We start from the raw sequence: 17796 nt of genomic DNA on the forward strand, positions 1-17796 counted from the left end.
CGCCCGATGGCGCAGACCAGGATCGCCCCGCCCGCCGCTCGCCACGAGGGCCAGTGGGCGTTCGACGAGCAGCGCGAGCCGCTCAACGGCAACGAGAAGCTCAAGCAGGAGGACGACGGCCTCAACGTCCGCCACCGCATCGAGACGATCTACGCGCAGCAAGGCTTCGACTCCATCCCCGGTGACGACCTGCGCGGTCGGATGCGCTGGTGGGGCCTGTACACCCAGCGCAAGCCCGGGATCGACGGCGGCAAGACCGCGACGCTCGAGCCGCACGAGCTCGAGGACTCGTACTTCATGCTGCGCGTCCGCTGCGACGGCGGCACCCTCACGCTGGGCCAGCTCCGCACGGTCGCGGGCATCTCGCGCGAGTTCGGCCGCGACACCGCGGACATCACGGACCGGCAGAACATCCAGCTGCACTGGGTCCGCATCGAGGACGTCCCGGAGATCTGGCGCCGGCTGGAGTCCGTCGGGCTCACCACGCAGGAGGCGTGCGGCGACGTCCCGCGCGTCATCATCGGCTCCCCCGTCGCGGGCGTCGCGGCCGACGAGATCGTCGACGGCACCCCGGCGATCGAGGAGATCCACCGCCGGTACATCGGCGACCCGGCGTTCTCCAACCTGCCGCGCAAGTTCAAGACCGCGATCAGCGGCTCGCCGCACCAGGACGTCGCGCACGAGATCAACGACGTCGCGTTCGTCGGCGTCGTGCACCCCGAGCTCGGCCCGGGCTTCGACGTGTGGGTCGGCGGCGCGCTGTCCACCAACCCGATGCTCGGCAAGCGCCTCGGCGCGTTCGTCACGCTCGAGCAGATCCCCGACGTCTGGGTCGGCGTCACGAGCATCTTCCGGGACTACGGCTACCGCCGGCTCCGCACGCGTGCCCGCCTGAAGTTCCTGCTCGCGGACTGGGGCCCGGAGCTGTTCCGGCAGGTGCTGGAGGAGGAGTACCTCGGCTGGACGATGGCCGACGGTCCCGCGCCTCCCCCGCCGCCCACCGGACGCCGCGACCACGTCGGCGTGCACCCGCAGAAGGACGGCCGCTTCTACGTGGGCGCCGCTCCGACCGTCGGGCGCGTGTCGGGCCCGCTGCTCGACGCCGTCGCCGACCTCGTGGACGCCGCCGGGTCGGACCGCGTGCAGCTCACCACCGAGCAGAAGCTCGTCGTGCTCGACGTCGCCGCGGACCGCGTGGACGCGCTCGTCGAGGGCCTGGAGGCGCTCGGGCTGCAGGTGCGCAACGCCTCGACGTTCCGCCGCGGGACGATCGCGTGCACCGGCATCGAGTTCTGCAAGCTCGCGATCGTCGAGACCAAGGCCCGCGCGGCGCTCATCATCGGTGAGCTCGAGCAGCGCCTGCCGACGTTCGACCAGCCGATCACGATCAACGTCAACGGCTGCCCCAACTCGTGCGCGCGCATCCAGACCGCGGACATCGGGCTCAAGGGCGCCCTCGCCGGCGGCGAGGAGGGCTACCAGGTCCACCTCGGCGGCGGCCTCGGGCTCACGAGCGGGCTCGGCAAGACGCTGCGCGGCCTGCGCGTGCCGTCGTCCGAGCTCCCCGACTACCTCGAGCGGGTCACGCGAAGGTTCGACGAGCAGCGCCTCGAGGGCGAGCTGTTCGCCGAGTGGGTGCACCGCGCGGCGGAGGAGGACCTGCGATGAGCGACTCCGGACAGCGCGCGGTGCCGTACTACTGCCCGTTCTGCGCGAGCGAGGACCTGTGGCCCGCGGGCGAGACGCACGGGCAGTGGGAGTGCCGGTCGTGCGCGCGGGCGTTCGCGCTGCGGTTCGTCGGCCTCGCGACGGCCGCGACGACGCACCCGACCACCCCGACCACGCCGACGGGAGGCGACCGATGAGCACCGCCACCCCCGCGGTCGCCGACCTCACGCCGGACGAGCTGCGCGCCTTCGCCGAGCAGGCGGGCCGCGACCTCGAGGGCGCGCACCCGAGCGAGATCCTCGCGTGGGCGGGCCGCACGTTCGGCGACGACCTCGTCGTCGCGTCGTCCATGGGCGACGAGGTGCTCGTCGACCTCGTCGCGAAGGCGATCCCGGGCGCGGACGTCATCTTCCTCGACACGGGCTACCACTTCGCCGAGACGATCGGCACGCGCGACTACTACGCCGACTTCACGGACATCCGGCTCCGCACGGTCCTGCCGCTGCGCACCGTCGCGGAGCAGGACGCCGAGCACGGCCCGCGCCTGCACGACCGCGACCCGAACCTGTGCTGCGCGCTGCGCAAGGTCGAGCCGCTCGAGCGCGGCCTCGCCCCGTTCACCGCGTGGGTCACCGGCATGCGCCGCGAGGACGCCCCGACCCGCACCGACATCACGGTCGTCGGCTGGGACGCCAAGCGTTCCAAGGTCAAGCTCAACCCGATCGCGGCGTGGACGCAGGACGACGTCGACGCGTACGTCGCCGAGCACCACGTCGTGCTCAACCCGCTGCGGCAGGCCGGCTACACGTCGATCGGCTGCGCCCCCTGCACGCGTGCGACGGCCCCGGGCGAGGACCCGCGGGCCGGACGCTGGTCCGGTACCTCCAAGACGGAATGCGGTCTGCACACATGACGACTGAGGCCACGGCTCCCCCCACCGCGGCGGCACCCTCCCGGCGACCGACCCAGCGCCTGACCCAGCTCGACGCCCTCGAGTCCGAGGCGATCCACGTGATGCGCGAGGTCGCCGGCGAGTTCGAGCGGCCCGTGCTGCTGTTCTCGGGCGGCAAGGACTCGATCGTCATGCTGCACCTGGCGCGCAAGGCGTTCTGGCCCGCACCCGTGCCGTTCGCCGTCATGCACGTCGACACGGGGCACAACTTCCCCGAGGTCATCGACTACCGGGACGCGACAGTCGAGGAGCACGGGCTGCGGCTCGTCGTCGCGAGCGTGCAGGACGCCATCGACGACGGTCGCGTCGTCGAGCGCCCCGACGGCTCGCGCAACCCGCTGCAGACGGTCCCGCTGCTCGACGGCATCACCGCGCACCGCTTCGACGCGGTGTTCGGCGGCGGCCGCCGCGACGAGGAGAAGGCGCGCGCCAAGGAGCGGATGTTCTCCCTGCGCGACGAGTTCGGGCAGTGGGACCCGCGACGGCAGCGCCCCGAGCTGTGGGACCTGTACAACGGCCGGCACAAGCCGGGCGAGCACGTGCGCGTCTTCCCGCTGTCGAACTGGACCGAGCTCGACGTGTGGCGCTACATCGAGCGCGAGCGCATCGAGCTGCCGTCGATCTACTACGCGCACGAGCGCGAGGTGTTCCTGCGCGACGGCATGTGGCTCGCGCCGGGCGAGTGGGGCGGTCCGCGCGCGGGCGAGACGCTCGAGACCCGCACGGTCCGCTACCGGACGGTCGGCGACATGAGCTGCACGGGTGCCGTCGAGTCGACGGCCTCGACCGTCGCCGACGTGATCGAGGAGGTGGCGGTGAGCCGCCTCACCGAGCGCGGGGCGACCCGCGCCGACGACCGGGCCTCGGAGGCCGCCATGGAGGACCGCAAGCGCGAGGGCTACTTCTGATGACGACGACCACCGAGAACGTCTCCACCGACCCCACCGTGCATGCGCAGCGCGACCTGCTGCGCCTCGCCACCGCCGGCTCGGTCGACGACGGCAAGAGCACGCTCATCGGCCGGCTGCTCTACGACACGAAGTCGGTGCTCGCGGACCAGCTCAGCGCGGTCGAGCGCGCGACCGCGGCCCGCGGCGGGTCCGAGGTCGGCGCGGTCGACCTGGCGCTGCTCACCGACGGCCTGCGTGCCGAGCGCGAGCAGGGCATCACGATCGACGTGGCCTACCGGTACTTCTCGACGGCCCGCCGCGCGTTCGTGCTCGCCGACACCCCGGGCCACGTGCAGTACACGCGCAACATGGTGACCGGCGCGTCGACCGCGGAGCTCGCGATCGTGCTGGTCGACGCGCGCAAGGGCATCCTCGAGCAGACGCGACGGCACGCGACCATCACCGCGCTGCTGGGCGTCCCGCACGTCGTGCTCGCCGTCAACAAGATGGACCTCGTCGACTTCGACGAGGCGACGTTCCGCACCATCGCCGACGAGTTCGCGCGCTACGCCGACGCGATCGGCCTGACCGACGTGCGTGCCGTGCCGCTGTCGGCGCTCGCCGGCGACAACGTCGTCGACCGTTCCGACCGCACGCCCTGGTACGACGGGCCGACGCTCCTCGAGCACCTGGAGTCCGTCCCCGTCGGGCGCGACGCGCACGCCGAGGCGTTCCGGTTCCCCGTGCAGGTCGTCATCCGGCCGCGCAACGCCGAGCACCCCGACTACCGCGGCTACGCGGGCCGGGTCGCGTCGGGCGTGGTCCGCGTCGGCGACGACGTCACGGTGCTGCCGTCCGGCAAGACGAGCACGGTCACCGGCATCGACACCTTCGACGGCCCGCTCGACGAGGCGCACGCGCCGCAGTCCGTCACGCTGCGCCTCGCCGACGACGTCGACGTGGCCCGCGGCGACGTGCTCGTGCCCACGCGCGAGACGGTCACCGTCGGCGCCGACCTGGAGGGCACCGTCTGCTGGCTCGCCGAGCGGCGCAGCGTCCTCGGCGCCCGGGTCCTCGTGCGCGTCGGGACGCGAACCGTCCGGGCGCTGCTGCGCGAGGTCAACGCCCGCCTCGACATCGACACCCAGACCGTCGAGGTGTGGGACGGCGTCGACACCCAGTACACGGTCGACGCGACCGACACGTCGTCGGACACCGCGCCGCGCGCGCTCACGCTCAACGCGATCGGCCGCGTCCGGCTGCGCCTCGCCGAGCCCGTCGTCCTCGACGACTACGCGACCCACCGCAGCACGGGTGGCTTCCTCGTCGTCGACCCCGCCGACGGCACGACGCTCGCCGCGGGGATGATCGGTCCGACGCTCCTCGACCGCCTCACGCCCACGCCGCCGCCGAGCGCGGCCGACGACGACTGGCTCGCCGGGGCCGGCATATGACGGACGCGCCGCCCGCGACCGGCAGACTGGACGACATGCCTCGTCATCCCCTGCTGCTGGACGTCGCCGGGCGGCGCGTGGTCGTGGTCGGCGGCGGTCCCGTCGCCGCGCGCCGCGTGGCGCGGCTCGCCGACGACGGCGCGGACGTGCTGGTCGTCGCCCCGCGGCTCTGCGAGGACCTCGCTGACCTGGTCGCGCGCGGGCTCGTGCGGTGGACGGGACGTGGCTACGCGTCGGGCGACCTCGACGGTGCCTGGCTCGTGCACACCGCGACCGGTGAACCGTCCGTCGACGACGCCGTCGCCGCGGACGCCGAGGCGGCGCGCACCTGGTGCGTGCGCGCCGACGACGCCGCTCACTCCACCGCGTGGACACCCGCGGTCGCGCGCGTCGACGACGTGACGGTCGCCGTGTCCACGGGCCGCGACCCGCGCCGTGCCGCCGCCCTGCGCTCCGCGCTCCAGGTCCTCCTGGACACCGGCGAGCTTCCGCTGCGGCACCACCGCCGGGGCCCTGTCGGCACCGTCACGCTCGTCGGGGGCGGTCCGGGCGACCCGGGCCTCGTCACGACTCGCGGCCGGCGTGCCGTCGCCGAGGCCGACGTGGTCGTCGTCGACCGGCTCGCGCCGCGCGCGCTGCTCGACACGCTCGACCCCGACGTCGAGGTCGTCGAGGCCGGCAAGTCCCCGCACTCGCACACGCTCACGCAGGAGCAGATCAACGAGGTCCTCGTCGAGCGCGCGCTGCGCGGCCTGCGGGTCGTGCGGCTCAAGGGCGGCGACCCGTTCGTCCTCGGCCGCGGCGGCGAGGAGGTGCAGGCCTGCCTCGCGGCGGGCGTGCCCGTCGAGGTCGTGCCGGGCGTGACGAGCGCGATCGCCGTCCCCGGCGTGGCCGGCGTCCCCGTCACGCACCGCGGGGTGTCCCGCCAGGTCACGATCCTGTCCGCGCACGACAGCGCTCCCGACTGGCCCTCGATCGCCGCGCTCGACGGCACGCTCGTGCTGCTCATGGGCGTCGGCCGGCTCGCCGAGCACGCCGCGACGCTCGTCGCGCACGGCAAGGACCCCGCGACGCCCGTCGCCGTCGTCGAGAACGGCACGCTGCCCGGGCAGCGCACGACCGTCGGCACGCTCGCGGACATCGCGGAGCGCGCCGCCGCGCGTGGCGTCGGCAACCCCGCGGTGGTCGTCGTCGGCGAGGTCGCCGCGCTCGCCGACGTCCTGGGCCCGCACGACCGCGCGACCGGCCGCCTGCCCGCCTGACGCACGCCCCCCGACCGGTACCCCTGGACGACGCCGAGCATCCGACCTGCGCCCGCGGCACCGTCGCGACCTGCGCCGACGTTCCTGGACGTGCGGTTTCCCACACCGCCCCGACTGTCCTGCCCCGCCGACCTGGCCTAGCGTGAAGGCCGTGCCGGAGACCGACGACCTGCCCCCGCTCGACGTCCTGCTGCCCCTCGAACGCGCCGGTGAGCGCCTCGAGCCCCGCCCCGACGAGGCCGACCTGCTCGCCCTCTTCACCGACCGCCTGCCCGTCGACCCACCGCGCGGCGTGCACGTCCGGGTCAACATGGTGAGCTCGGTCGACGGCGCCGCGACCGGCGTCGACCAGCGCAGCGGCACGATCAACGACCGTGCCGACTTCCGGGTGTTCCGGACGCTGCGGGCGCTCGCCGACGTCGTGCTCGTCGGCGCGCAGACGGCCCGGGTCGAGCGCTACACCGCGCTCGACGTGCCCGACGGCCTCGCCGAGGCGCGCCGCGCCTTCGGCCGGGCCCCCGAGGTCGAGCTCGCGATCGTGAGCGCGAGCGGGGACCTGCCGCCGGGGCTGCTCGACGAGGAGCGGCCCCCGATCGTCGTCACGACGAGTGCGAGCCCGCGCCTCGACGCGCTGCGCGAGCAGATCGGTCCCGAGCGCGTCATCGTGACCGAGTCCGACGCCGGTGTCGTCGACCTGCGGGTCGCGCTCGCCGCGCTCGGCGCCCGCGGTCTGTCGCACGTGCTCGCGGAGGGTGGGCCCACGCTCCTGGGTCAGCTGCTGGAGTCCGACCTGGTCGACGAGCTGTGCGTGACGACGAGCCCGCTGCTCGTCGGCGGCCCCGCGCCGCGCATCGTGCACAGCACCGACTGGTTCGACCCCGCACGTCACCTGCGGCCGCTGCACCTGCTGCACGGCGACGGTGTGCTGCTGGGACGCTGGCAGGTCGTTAGGCTCGGCGCGTGACCGACACGATCCTGGTCCTGGTCGAGGACACCCTGACCGCGTCCGACGTCGAGCACCTGCTGTCGCTGCACGACGGCGAGGAGCTCGCGTACCGGGTGCTCGTCCCCGCCGACAGCGACCGCCCGCTGCTCTCGACGATCATCGACAACCTCAGCCTCGGCGAGCTGCGCGAGGCCTTCGACCGCGCACGCGGCAAGGAGCCGAGCGTCCGCGAGGCCCGCGCGACCGCCGCCGAGCAGCTCGCGGGCAGCGTCGCCGCGTTCACCGCCGCCGGGCGCACGGCGACGGGCGAGATCACCGAGGACGACCCGATCCCCGCCGTGCGTGCGGCCGTCGCCGCGGGCGGGGTCCGCGAGGTCGCGGTCGTCACCTATCCGCACGCGCTCGAGGACACGTTCCACCGCGACTGGGCGTCGCGGGCGCGCGAGGACCTGCAGGTCCCGGTGCTGCACCTGTACGCGGGGACCAGCGAGCTCGGCTGACCCCGTCCGAACCGGCCCGGTCCACGCGATCCCGGCGACCACCCGGCCCCTGACACGACGACGGCCCGTCCGCGAGGTTCGCGGGCGGGCCGTCGTCGTGGAGGTCCGCGGCGTCGACGTCCGCACGGCGCCGACCGGACCGGCCGGCTCAGAAGCCGGTGTCCGTGACCTCCGGGTAGTACCGGCGGAACTTGCGCACCTGGTTGAGCTTCGCAGCCCAGACGTACGCCCGTCGGCGCGGCGACAGGTCCTTGCCGTAGGCGAGCGGGTGCGCCGTGGCGCGGGACCGCACGAGCCGTCGCACGCGCGCCGCGAGCTGCGGCTCGCGCACGTACTTCAGCAGCAGGCGGTGCGGCACGATCGAGTAGAGGACCTCCCGCTCGACGACGACGGGCTCGACGGCCCGGCCCTCGACGTGGTCCTCCACGACGAACCGCATGGGGTTCGCACCCGCGGCCGTCACGTAGTAGTTGTTCCGCCCGATGCGCGGGTTGACCTCGAAGAACCGGAACAGCCCGGTGCGCGGGTCGACCTTGACGTCGAAGTTCGCGAAGCCGCGGTAGCCGGTCGACGTGAGGAACCGTCGGGCCTGCTCGAGCATCGCGTCGTCGCGGTAGGTGATCATCGCGGCCGGGTTGCCCAGGCCGGACGGCGTGTGCTCCTCGAGCAGCACGTGCGCGCTGCACAGCAGCGTGATCTCGCCGCGGCTGTCGACGTACGCGGTGATGGACCGCATCTGCGTGTCGTCCCCGGGCACGAGCTCCTGCACGACGAACCGGCCGCGGAAGCCGGCCGCACGCAGCGCACCCCACAACCACACGAGCTCGTCGGGCGTCGCGATCTCGAAGACCTTCTTCTTGCCCTCGAACTCGACGTCCTGGTAGTCAGCGCTGCTCGCCGCCTTCGCGATGAGCGGGTAGTCGAGGTCGACCGGCACGGGCGCCCAGCCGGGCTCGTCCGCGGACGTGAAGTCCTGGACGATCGTGCGCGGCACGGAGATGTCGAGCCGCTCGCAGATCTCCGCGAACGTCGCCTTGTCGGAGATCTGGTCGAGCAGCTCCTGCGAGAGGAACGGCACGACGTAGTGGGGCTCGAGCTCGGCCCGGTGCTGCACGACGACGCGCACGAGCCAGTCCGAGTTCGCCATGAGCAGCAGGCGACGGTCAGGCATGCGGCGGGCGACCTCGAGCAGACGGTCGACGAGCTGCCGGGGGTCGTGGCCGTCGGCGACGATCTCGTGGTCGACGATCCGCGAGTGCGCGACCGGGCCCAGGGCGGCGCCGGCGACGACGACCGACCGCACGCCGTAGGCCTCGTGGAACGAGCGGGCCATCGCGTAGACGCCGATGTCGGCGCCGAGGATGACGGGCTGGAGCGGACCACCGCCGCCCCGGTTCGTGCCCGGGGCGGCGGTGGTCGAGACGGGCTCGCTCACGCGTCCTGCTCGGTGCGGTCGAGGGACCACGCGGTGTGGAAGGTGCCGTCCTTGTCGGTGCGGCGGTAGGTGTGGGCGCCGAAGAAGTCGCGCTGCGCCTGGATCAGCGCGGCGGGCAGCCGTTCGGCGCGGACCCCGTCGTAGTACGCCAGCGAGGAGGAGAACGCGGGGGTGGGCACGCCGTGCAGTGCCGCACCGGACACGACCCGACGCCAGGCCTGGACGCCGTTGGCGACGGCGCCGGTGAAGTACTCGTCGGCGAGCAGCAGCGGCAGGTTCACGTCGCGCTCGTAGGCCTCGGTGATCCGGTTGAGGAACCGGGCCCGGATGATGCACCCACCGCGCCAGATCCGCGCCATCGCACCCCGGTCGATGTCCCACCCGAACTCCGCCGAGGCCGCGGCGATCTGGTCGAACCCCTGGGAGTACGCCACGACCTTCGAGGCGTACAGGGCCAGGCGCACGTCCTCGATGAACGCGTCGCGGTCCTCGACCGCCCAGGGGGTGGTGTGCGCGGGCAGCGTGCCGACCGCGGCGGTGCGCTGCGGGACCGACCCCGACAGCGCCCGGGCGAACGTCGCCTCCGCGATCCCGGTGATCGGGACCCCGAGGTCGAGGGCGTTCTGCACGGTCCAGCGGCCGGTGCCCTTCTGCTCGGCCTGGTCCAGCACGACGTCCACGAACGCCGCACCGGTCTCCGCGTCCACGTGCTGCAGCACGTCCGCGGTGATCTCGATCAGGAACGACTCCAGGTCACCGGTGTTCCAGTCCGCGAAGATCTGCCCGATCTCCGCCGCCGACGCACCCAGGCCCTGCTTGAGCAGGTCGTAGGCCTCGGCGATCAGCTGCATGTCGGCGTACTCGATGCCGTTGTGCACCATCTTCACGAAGTGCCCCGCACCATCGGGACCCACATACGTGCAGCACGGCACCCCGTCGACCTTCGCGGAGATCTTCTCCAGGATCGGCCCGAGCCACTCGTACGACTCGGCGGTGCCGCCGGGCATGATCGACGGGCCCAGCAGCGCGCCCTCCTCACCACCGGAGACACCCGACCCCACGAAGTGCAGACCCTTCTCGCGCAGCGCCTTCTCGCGGCGGATCGTGTCCGGGAAGTGCGCGTTGCCGGCGTCCACCACGATGTCGCCCTCGTCCAGCAACGGCACCAGCTCGTCGATCACCGCATCGGTGGCCGCACCGGCCTTGACCATCACCACGATCTTGCGCGGCCGCGCCAACGACGCCACGAACTCCGCGGTGCTCTCGGACGCGATGAACGTGCCCTCGTCACCGTGGTCGTCGACCAGCGACTGCGTCTTCGCATACGACCGGTTGTGGATCGCGACGGTGAACCCGTTCCGCGCGAAGTTCCGGGCCAGGTTGCGGCCCATCACCGCCAGACCGGTGACGCCGATCTCGGCCGTGCCGGATGCCGTGGTGTTCGCGGCCATGCGTGAGGTGCTCCTTGTCGTCGACGGCCCGGGGCGCGGGACGACCCGTGCGCAGGAGGGCGCTGGGCGGGTGCGCGACGTCCGGGTGGGAGTGCCCGGTCAGCCTAGCGGCGTCGCGATGACGCGGGAGCGGCGTGCCGGACGTCAAGACGGCGACCGCGCCCGTACGCTCCCCAGCGTGACCCCAGCAGGCCCCGAGGACGTCCCCGCCGAGTTCGTCCGTGCGCTCCGTTCGCTGCGCAACGTGACGGTCCGGTCCGAGGTCGTGCTGGACGAGGTCCCCGGGCCCGCCCGGATCGCCCCGTTCTCCGCCGCGCTCACGGCCGAGGTGCGCAGCGCGCGCCGGTCGGTCGCCGCCGCCGAGCTCGCGTCGGGCCGGTTCGTCGTGCTCTACGACCCCGAGGGCCAGGAGGCGTGGGAGGGTTCGTTCCGCCTCGTGACGCTGGTCCGCGCCACCCTGGAGGCCGAGGTCGGCACCGACCCGCTCCTCGCCGAGGTCGCGTGGACCTGGTTCACCGACGCGCTCGAGTCCGCGGGCCTCGAGCCGCACGCGGCGGGCGGCACGGTCACGCGCGTGCTGTCGCAGAGCTTCGGCGCGCTCGAGCGCCGCGCGGAGCAGACGGAGCTGGAGATCCGGGCGTCGTGGACCGCCGCGGGCGAGGACCTCGGCCCGCACCTGCGCGCGTGGGCGACGCTGCTGTGCACCGCGGCCGGCCTGCCGCCGCTGCCGGAGGGCGTCGTGCCCCTCGGCCCTCGCCGCTGACCCACGTCGCCCTCGTCACCGACGCGCCTCGCCGTCGTCGCTGACGCTCGTCGTCCCCCTGCCGCGCCACGGTCCCCGCTGACCCGAGTCGTGGGCCCGCGGCGTGCTCAGCGCTGACCAGCGCCGTCGTGTCGGTTCCCCGCACTATCACGTCTTCCCGTGGATCTGTGACGTCCTGTCCCTCAAGTGGCCCAGAGGTGCTGCCGATGAGAGGACCGTGAGCATCGAGCCCCTCCGCCGCGACGTCGCCCCGCTCCGCCGGGTCGCCGTGCGGACGACCGTGCCGACGACCCGACGCCCGGCAGCGCCGCCGCAGCAGATGTGCGTGGTCGTGTCGGAGATCGCCGACGGAGACGGGGTCGCGCTCGTCCAGAACCTGCGCCGCCGGGGCGCGCCGCGTGTCGTCGTCCTGACGCGCCGCGCGAGCCGCCCCGAGCTGTCGGTCCTGCTGCAGGGCGGTCTGCGCGGCGCGGTCGCGGGTCAGACGGCGACGAGCGTCCCGCGTCAGCCCGCTCCGGCACCGGCTCCCCCGACGCTCCCGGAGCTCACGGCCCGCGAGATCAGCGTCCTGCGCCTGGTCGCCGACGGCCGGTCCAACCGGCTCATCGGCGAGGAGCTCGGCCTGTCCGCGCTCACCGTGAAGAGCCACCTCGCCCGCATCTCGCGCAAGCTCGGCACGGGCGACCGCGCGGAGCTCGTCGCGATCTCGATCCGCGGCGGCGTGCTCGACTGACCCGGACGCCGGCAGGCGCTCTGGCATGCTGGCCGCGTGACGGGGGTCGGGCGCGAGCCGCAGTACGAGGCCTTCGCAGACGCCTTCGCCGAGCACGCGCGTGACGGCTTCTACAACGCGCACTACGACCGTCCGGCGTGCCTCTCGCTGCTGGGCGACGTCGCGGGGCGCCACGTCCTCGACGTCGGGTGCGGTCCCGGCTGGTACGCCGCCGAGCTCGTCTCTCGCGGAGCCCGCGTCTCGGCCTTCGACCTCAGCCCACGGATGGTCGAGCTGACGACGGCGCATGCGCCCGACGCCGACGTGCGCGTCCACGACGCCGCCGAACCGCTGGGCTGGCTGCCGGACGGCTCGGTCGACCTCGCGCTGTGGGCGCTCGGCATCGAGTACGTGGACGACCGCGTCTGCGCCCTGCGCGAGCTGCGCCGGGTGCTGCGCCCCGAGGGCGCGCTGGTCCTCTCCCGGCTTCATCCCACGGGCGACTGGCTCCGGCACGGAGGCAGCTACTTCACGACCCGGGTGATCGAGGAGGACTGGGCCGCCGGCTGGCACCTCCGGTACTGGCTGGCTCCGCTCGAGCGGACGTGCGAGGAGCTGCACGAGGCGGGCTTCCTCATCGAGCGCCTGCTCGAACCTCGACCGGCGCCCACGGCCGAGGTCCTCTCCCCGGACGCCTACGCCCTGCTCGCCGGTGAGCCACGCGGCTTCCTGGCGATCCGTGCCGTCCCGCGACCGGGCGCGACGACGTCGTCACCACGTGGCGGGGGATGCGCGGTCGCGCGAGTGACGTGCGGCGCACCACGGCCCGCCTGCGCGGACGCGCCTGCACCGTCGCATACGGTGGACCACATGCACTCCGAGGTGTCCGACGACCTCCCCACGACGGGGGGCGACGTCGCCCACCCGCCGCTCCCCCTGACCGACCCGACCGACGCGCCCGCCGTCGCGGACGTGGCCGCCGAGCCGACCGTCGTCCCGCTGACCGAGCCCGCCGACGGCGTCCCGCACGTGGTCGACACCCCCGAGGAGCTGGCTCGCGTCGTCGCGGCGTTCGGCGCCGGCACGGGTCCGGTCGCGGTCGACGCCGAGCGCGCGTCGGGCTACCGCTACGGCCAGCGCACCTACCTCGTCCAGCTGCGCCGCGAGGGTGCGGGCACGGCGCTCATCGACCCGATCGCGCTGCCCGACCTGTCGGCGCTGTCCGACGCGCTGGTGGGCGTCGAGTGGGTGCTGCACGCGGCCTCGCAGGACCTGCCGGGGCTCTCCGAGCAGGGCATGCGCCCGACGCGCGTCTTCGACACCGAGCTCGGCGCCCGCCTGCTGGGCATGGAGCGCGTGGGGCTCGCGGCGGTCGTCGCGGACGCGCTCGGGCTCGGCCTCGCGAAGGAGCACTCGGCGGTCGACTGGTCGACGCGCCCGCTGCCCCCGGAGTGGCTGCGCTACGCCGCGCTCGACGTCGAGGTGCTGGTCGAGCTCCGCACCGTGCTCGCCGAACGGCTGGCCGTCGCCGGCAAGGCGGAGTGGGCCGCGCAGGAGTTCGAGGCCGTCCGCACCGCACCGCCGCCGCCACCGCGCGTCGAGCCGTGGCGCCGCGTGTCGGGCCTGCACCAGATCCGCGACGCCCGCCGTCTCGCCGTCGTGCGCGAGCTGTGGCAGACGCGCGACCAGAACGCCCGCCTGCGCGACATCTCTCCCGGCCGCGTGCTGCCGGACGCCGCGATCGTCGCCGCCGCGCAGGCGCTGCCACGCTCGGTGCCGCAGCTCACGGCCCTGCCCGCGTTCTCGGGCAAGGGCACCCGACGCCGCGCGACGCTGTGGCAGCAGGCGATCGACCGTGGACTGGCGCTGCCGGACTCCGAGCTGCCGTCCGTGCGCGGGCCGAAGAGCGACGCTCCCCCGCCGCCGCGGGCGTGGGCGGACAAGGACCCGGCGGCGGCGGCACGGCTCGCGGCAGCCCGGGACGTCGTGGCCGACCTCTCGGAGACGCACTCCGTCCCGGCGGAGAACCTGCTCCAGCCCGACCTCCTGCGGCGACTGTGCTGGGCGCCGCCGCGGCCGCTCGACGCGGCGACCATCGCCGACGCGCTCGTGTCGGGTGGTGCGCGCGCGTGGCAGGTCGAGCTGCTGGCGGAGCGCCTCGCGACGGCCTTCGCCGCGCTGCCCGGGGCCTGACGACCCCCGAGGACACGGTGTTACTCTTCGGTAACTTCGGCTGACGTAGGACCTAGGTCCCGGTAGCGTCGGCCCCAGCGGTCCCGTCCCGGCGGGACCCGCACCCGTCACCGGACACCGTCGTCCACGCCTGGAGGCCCGATGCCGACCGCATCCGCCCGACCGCCCGTCGCCCGCCGCGTCGTCTTCGTCGACGGGGTCCGCACCCCGTTCGGCCGCGCGCGCAAGGACGGGCTCTACGCCCACACCCGCGCCGACGACCTCGTCGTCAAGACCGTGCGCGAGCTCCTGCGCCGCCACCCGGACCTCCCGCCGGAGCGCGTCGACGAGGTCGCGATCGCCGCGACCACCCAGCAGGGCGACCAGGGCCTGACCCTGGGCCGCACGGTCGGCGTCCTCGCCGGCCTCCCCCGCACCGTCCCCGGCTACGCGGTCGACCGCATGTGCGCGGGCGCGATGACCGCGGTCACCAACGTCGCCGCGACCATCGGGATCGGCGCCCAGGACGTGGCGATCGCCGGTGGTGTCGAGCACATGGGCCACCACCCGATGGGCTTCGACGCCGACCCGAACCCGCGGTTCCTGTCCGAGCGCCTCGTCGCGCCCGACGCCCTCAACATGGGAGTGACCGCGGAGAACCTGCACGACCGCTTCCCCGCGCTCACGCGCGACCGCGCCGACGCGTACGGCGCCGCGAGCCAGGCCAGGTACGCCGCCGCGCTCGCCGCCGGGCAGATCGACCCCGACCTCGTGCCCGTCGCGCTGCGCGACCCGGAGCGCGGCTGGGGCCTGGCGACAGCCGACGAGCCGCCGCGACCCGGCACGACCGTCGAGGGGATCGCCGCCCTGCCGACGCCGTTCCGCCCGGGCGGCCGCGTCACCGCCGGCACGTCCGCACCGCTCACCGACGGTGCCGCGTCGTGCCTGCTCGCCGCCGAGGACACCGCCGCCGAGCTCGGCCTCCGGGCCCGGATGCGGCTCGTCGCGTTCGCGTATGCGGGCGTCGAGCCCGAGATCATGGGGGTCGGCCCGGTGCCTGCCACGCGCAAGGCGCTCGACCGCGCGGGGCTCACCATCGACGACATCGGCCTGTTCGAGATCAACGAGGCGTTCGCGGTGCAGGTGCTCGCGTTCCTCGACGCGTTCGGCATCGCCGACGACGACCCGCGCGTGAACCCCTACGGGGGCGCGATCGCCGTCGGCCACCCGCTCGCGTCGTCGGGCGTGCGGCTCATGACACAGCTCGCGCGCCAGTTCGAGGAGCACCCCGAGGTCCGCTACGGCCTGACGACGATGTGCGTCGGCCTCGGCCAGGGCGGCACCGTGATCTGGGAGAACCCCCACCACCCCGAGTACGTCGCGACCGACGGAGGCCAGCAGTGAGCACGACGCCCGACGCCCCGCAGCCCCGCGCCGAGCGCGTGTCGCACGCGCTGGTCCGGGACGTGACCCTGCCCGGCGGCGCCGGGACGCTCGCGCTCGTCACGATCGACAACGGCCTCGACCACACCAAGCCGACGACGCTCGGCCCGCTGGGCATCGCGGAGCTCACCGCCGCCCTCACGACCGTCCGCGAGCGCGTCCGCGCAGGCGAGGTGCAGGCGGTCGCCGTCACGGGCAAGCCGTACTTCCTGGCGGCGGGCGCCGACCTCACGCAGGTGACGACGGTGCGCGACCGCGACACGGCGCTGGAGCTCGGCCGTGGTGGGCACGCCGCGTACGGGCTGCTGCACGACATGGGCGTCCCGACGTTCGCGTTCGTCAACGGCGTCGCCCTCGGTGGCGGCCTGGAGCTCGCGCTCAACTGCGACTACCGGACGGTCGCGTCGGACGTCCGCGCGCTCGCGCTGCCGGAGACGGGTCTCGGACTGGTCCCGGGCTGGGGTGGCGCCTACATCGTGCCGCGGCTGGTGGGCGTCGAGAAGGCGCTCGACGTCATCCTCACCCGGCCCGCGGCCAACAAGCCGTTCGCGGCCGGCGAGGCGGCGGCGATCGGGCTCGTCGACGTCGTGCTCGACCCCGCGGACTTCCTCGAGGAGTCCGTGCGGTGGGCGGCCCGGGTGCTGTCGGGCGAGGTCGTCGTGGAGCGTCGCCCGCTCGACCCGCAGCCGCTGTGGGACGGGGTCGTCGCCGCGGCGCGACAGCGGCTCGACGCCGTCGTGCACGGCTCGCGTCCGGCGCCGTACCGCGCGCTCGACCTGGTGGCGGCCGCCCGCTCGGCGACCCGCGACGAGGCGTTCGCCGCCGAGGACGACGCGCTGGCCGACCTGATCATGAGCGACGAGATGCGGGCGAGCGTGTACGCGTTCGGCCTCGTCTCGGGCGGCAAGAAGCCCGTCGGCGCGCCCGACGCGTCGCTCGCGCAGCCGGTGACGCGCGTCGGGATCGTCGGCGCCGGGCTCATGGCCGCGCAGATCGCGCTGCTGTTCTCGCAGCGGCTCGGCGTGCCCGTCGTCATGCGTGACCTCGACGACGAGCGCGTCGAGAAGGGGCTCGGTGCCGTCCGGAGCACGGTCGAGCGGCTCGTCTCGACCGGTCGGATGAGCGAGTCCGCGGGCGCACGCGTCGTCGGCGCGATCACCGGCACGACCGCGCTCGAGGACCTCGCGTCGTGCGACCTCGTCATCGAGGCGGTCACGGAGATCCTCGACCTCAAGAAGCGCGTGTTCGCCGAGCTCGAGACGGTCGTGGCTCCCACGACGGTCCTCGCGACCAACACCTCCGCGCTGTCCGTCAGCGCGATGGCTGCCGACCTGCAGCACCCCGAGCGCGTCGTCGGGCTGCACTTCTTCAACCCCGTGGCCGCGATGCCGCTGGTCGAGGTCGTGCAGGCCGAGCACACGTCCGCGGAGGCGCTCGCGACCGGGTTCGCGGTCGTCGCGAAGCTCCGCAAGACCGCGGTGCTCGTCGCCGACCGGCCGGGCTTCGTCGTCAACCGGCTGCTCGTGCTGCTGCTCGGCGTGATCGTCGACGCGGTCGAGCACGGCACCCCCGTGGAGGTCGCCGACCGCGCGCTGCGGCCCCTCGGCCTGCCGATGCCGCCGTTCGAGCTGTTCGACCTCGTCGGGCCGGCCGTCGGCCTGCACGTCCTCACGTCGCTGCGCGAGGACCTCGGCGACCGGTTCCCGCGCTCGCCGGGTCTCGAGAAGCTCGTCGCGGACGGCACGCGCGTCGTGCTCGACGCACCGGCGAAGGGCCTGCCCAAGCCCGTCGACCCGGCCATCCAGGCGGTCTTCGACGCGGCACGCGAGGCCGAGGTCGACGCGACACCGCTCGACGAGGCGGGCGTGCTCGACGCGGTGCTCACGGCGCTGACCGTCGAGATCGGGCACATGCTCGACGAGGGCGTCGTCGCGACGCCGCAGCAGATCGACCTCTGCATGATCCTCGGTGCCGGCTGGGGCTTCCACCTCGGGGGCATCACGCCGCACCTGGACCGCACCGGCTACAGCGAGAAGGTCCTGGGCCGTCGCCTGCTGCCCGACGGCGTCGCGAACGTCCCGACGCGCTGACGTCCCCTCGAGGCCCGCGACCGGCTGCTCGTCCCCGACAGCCGGTCGCGGGCCTCCG

15 protein-coding genes and 1 pseudogene are annotated in these 17796 nt (G+C 74.1%); 14 read left to right on the plus strand and 2 right to left on the minus strand.

The annotated features are described in order from the left end of the window. The first annotated feature begins 6 nt into the window (after positions 1 to 6). The 8 genes from GXP71_RS07400 to GXP71_RS07435 all read left to right on the plus strand — a co-directional run bounded on the left by GXP71_RS07400 (position 7) and on the right by GXP71_RS07435 (position 7672). A complete protein-coding gene (locus tag GXP71_RS07400) occupies positions 7 to 1668 on the plus strand; it encodes a nitrite/sulfite reductase (RefSeq protein WP_162352127.1) in 1662 nt (553 codons plus the stop codon). Then, positions 1665 to 1865: a hypothetical protein gene (locus GXP71_RS07405; RefSeq protein ID WP_162352128.1), complete on the plus strand. Its 201-nt coding sequence runs from the start codon at positions 1665 to 1667 to the stop codon at positions 1863 to 1865. Before GXP71_RS07400 ends, GXP71_RS07405 begins: the two co-directional genes overlap by 4 nt. Then, positions 1862 to 2581, plus strand: coding sequence for a phosphoadenylyl-sulfate reductase (locus GXP71_RS07410; protein ID WP_162352129.1), 720 nt, complete (start codon positions 1862 to 1864; stop codon positions 2579 to 2581). Before GXP71_RS07405 ends, GXP71_RS07410 begins: the two co-directional genes overlap by 4 nt. Next, positions 2578 to 3528: a sulfate adenylyltransferase subunit CysD gene (cysD, locus tag GXP71_RS07415; RefSeq protein ID WP_162352130.1), complete on the plus strand. Its 951-nt coding sequence runs from the start codon at positions 2578 to 2580 to the stop codon at positions 3526 to 3528. Before GXP71_RS07410 ends, cysD begins: the two co-directional genes overlap by 4 nt. After that, entirely contained in the window at positions 3528 to 4964 is a 1437-nt protein-coding gene (locus GXP71_RS07420; protein WP_162352131.1) for a sulfate adenylyltransferase subunit 1, read from the plus strand. Before cysD ends, GXP71_RS07420 begins: the two co-directional genes overlap by 1 nt. Before the next feature lie 35 nt (positions 4965 to 4999). Next, a complete protein-coding gene (gene cobA / locus GXP71_RS07425) occupies positions 5000 to 6226 on the plus strand; it encodes a uroporphyrinogen-III C-methyltransferase (protein WP_202924342.1) in 1227 nt (408 codons plus the stop codon). 151 nt (positions 6227 to 6377) lie between these two features. Then, positions 6378 to 7190, plus strand: coding sequence for a dihydrofolate reductase family protein (locus tag GXP71_RS07430; protein WP_238402679.1), 813 nt, complete (start codon positions 6378 to 6380; stop codon positions 7188 to 7190). Next, positions 7187 to 7672: a hypothetical protein gene (locus tag GXP71_RS07435; RefSeq protein WP_124343132.1), complete on the plus strand. Its 486-nt coding sequence runs from the start codon at positions 7187 to 7189 to the stop codon at positions 7670 to 7672. The genes GXP71_RS07430 and GXP71_RS07435 overlap by 4 nt, the downstream gene beginning before the upstream one ends. Positions 7673 to 7820: 148 nt before the next feature. Here the strand turns inward: GXP71_RS07435 and GXP71_RS07440 are convergent, their stop codons facing one another. After that, positions 7821 to 9107, minus strand: coding sequence for a hypothetical protein (locus tag GXP71_RS07440; protein ID WP_162352134.1), 1287 nt, complete (start codon positions 9105 to 9107; stop codon positions 7821 to 7823). Then, complete coding sequence (gene gndA, locus GXP71_RS07445; RefSeq protein WP_162352135.1) at positions 9104 to 10558, minus strand: NADP-dependent phosphogluconate dehydrogenase; 1455 nt, start codon at positions 10556 to 10558, stop codon at positions 9104 to 9106. The genes GXP71_RS07440 and gndA overlap by 4 nt, the downstream gene beginning before the upstream one ends. Before the next feature lie 178 nt (positions 10559 to 10736). Between gndA and GXP71_RS07450 the strand changes: the two genes are divergently transcribed. From GXP71_RS07450 to GXP71_RS07470, 6 genes and pseudogenes are all read left to right on the plus strand, one after another. Beyond that, a complete protein-coding gene (locus GXP71_RS07450) occupies positions 10737 to 11321 on the plus strand; it encodes a DUF3000 domain-containing protein (protein WP_124344370.1) in 585 nt (194 codons plus the stop codon). A gap of 217 nt (positions 11322 to 11538) precedes the next feature. Further along, the gene (locus tag GXP71_RS20540) at positions 11539 to 12054 is read left to right on the plus strand and encodes a LuxR C-terminal-related transcriptional regulator (RefSeq protein ID WP_304515703.1); all 516 of its coding nucleotides are present in this window, start codon (positions 11539 to 11541) and stop codon (positions 12052 to 12054) included. 36 nt (positions 12055 to 12090) lie between these two features. Then, positions 12091 to 12486, plus strand: a pseudogene (locus tag GXP71_RS20325) (class I SAM-dependent methyltransferase); the annotation flags it as partial. Positions 12487 to 12903: 417 nt separating this feature from the next. Then, positions 12904 to 14226 (plus strand): ribonuclease D, encoded by a 1323-nt coding sequence (locus tag GXP71_RS20330; protein WP_238402731.1) that lies wholly within the window; start codon positions 12904 to 12906, stop codon positions 14224 to 14226. 141 nt (positions 14227 to 14367) lie between these two features. After that, on the plus strand, positions 14368 to 15609 hold the full coding sequence (locus GXP71_RS07465) for a thiolase family protein (RefSeq protein WP_162352137.1): 1242 nt from the start codon (positions 14368 to 14370) through the stop codon (positions 15607 to 15609). Continuing rightward, on the plus strand, positions 15606 to 17738 hold the full coding sequence (locus tag GXP71_RS07470) for a 3-hydroxyacyl-CoA dehydrogenase NAD-binding domain-containing protein (protein WP_162352138.1): 2133 nt from the start codon (positions 15606 to 15608) through the stop codon (positions 17736 to 17738). The genes GXP71_RS07465 and GXP71_RS07470 overlap by 4 nt, the downstream gene beginning before the upstream one ends. Positions 17739 to 17796 lie beyond the last annotated feature (58 nt).

Origin of the sequence: Cellulomonas sp. H30R-01, assembly GCF_010119915.1 — a bacterium.
GTDB lineage: Bacteria > Actinomycetota > Actinomycetes > Actinomycetales > Cellulomonadaceae > Cellulomonas > Cellulomonas algicola.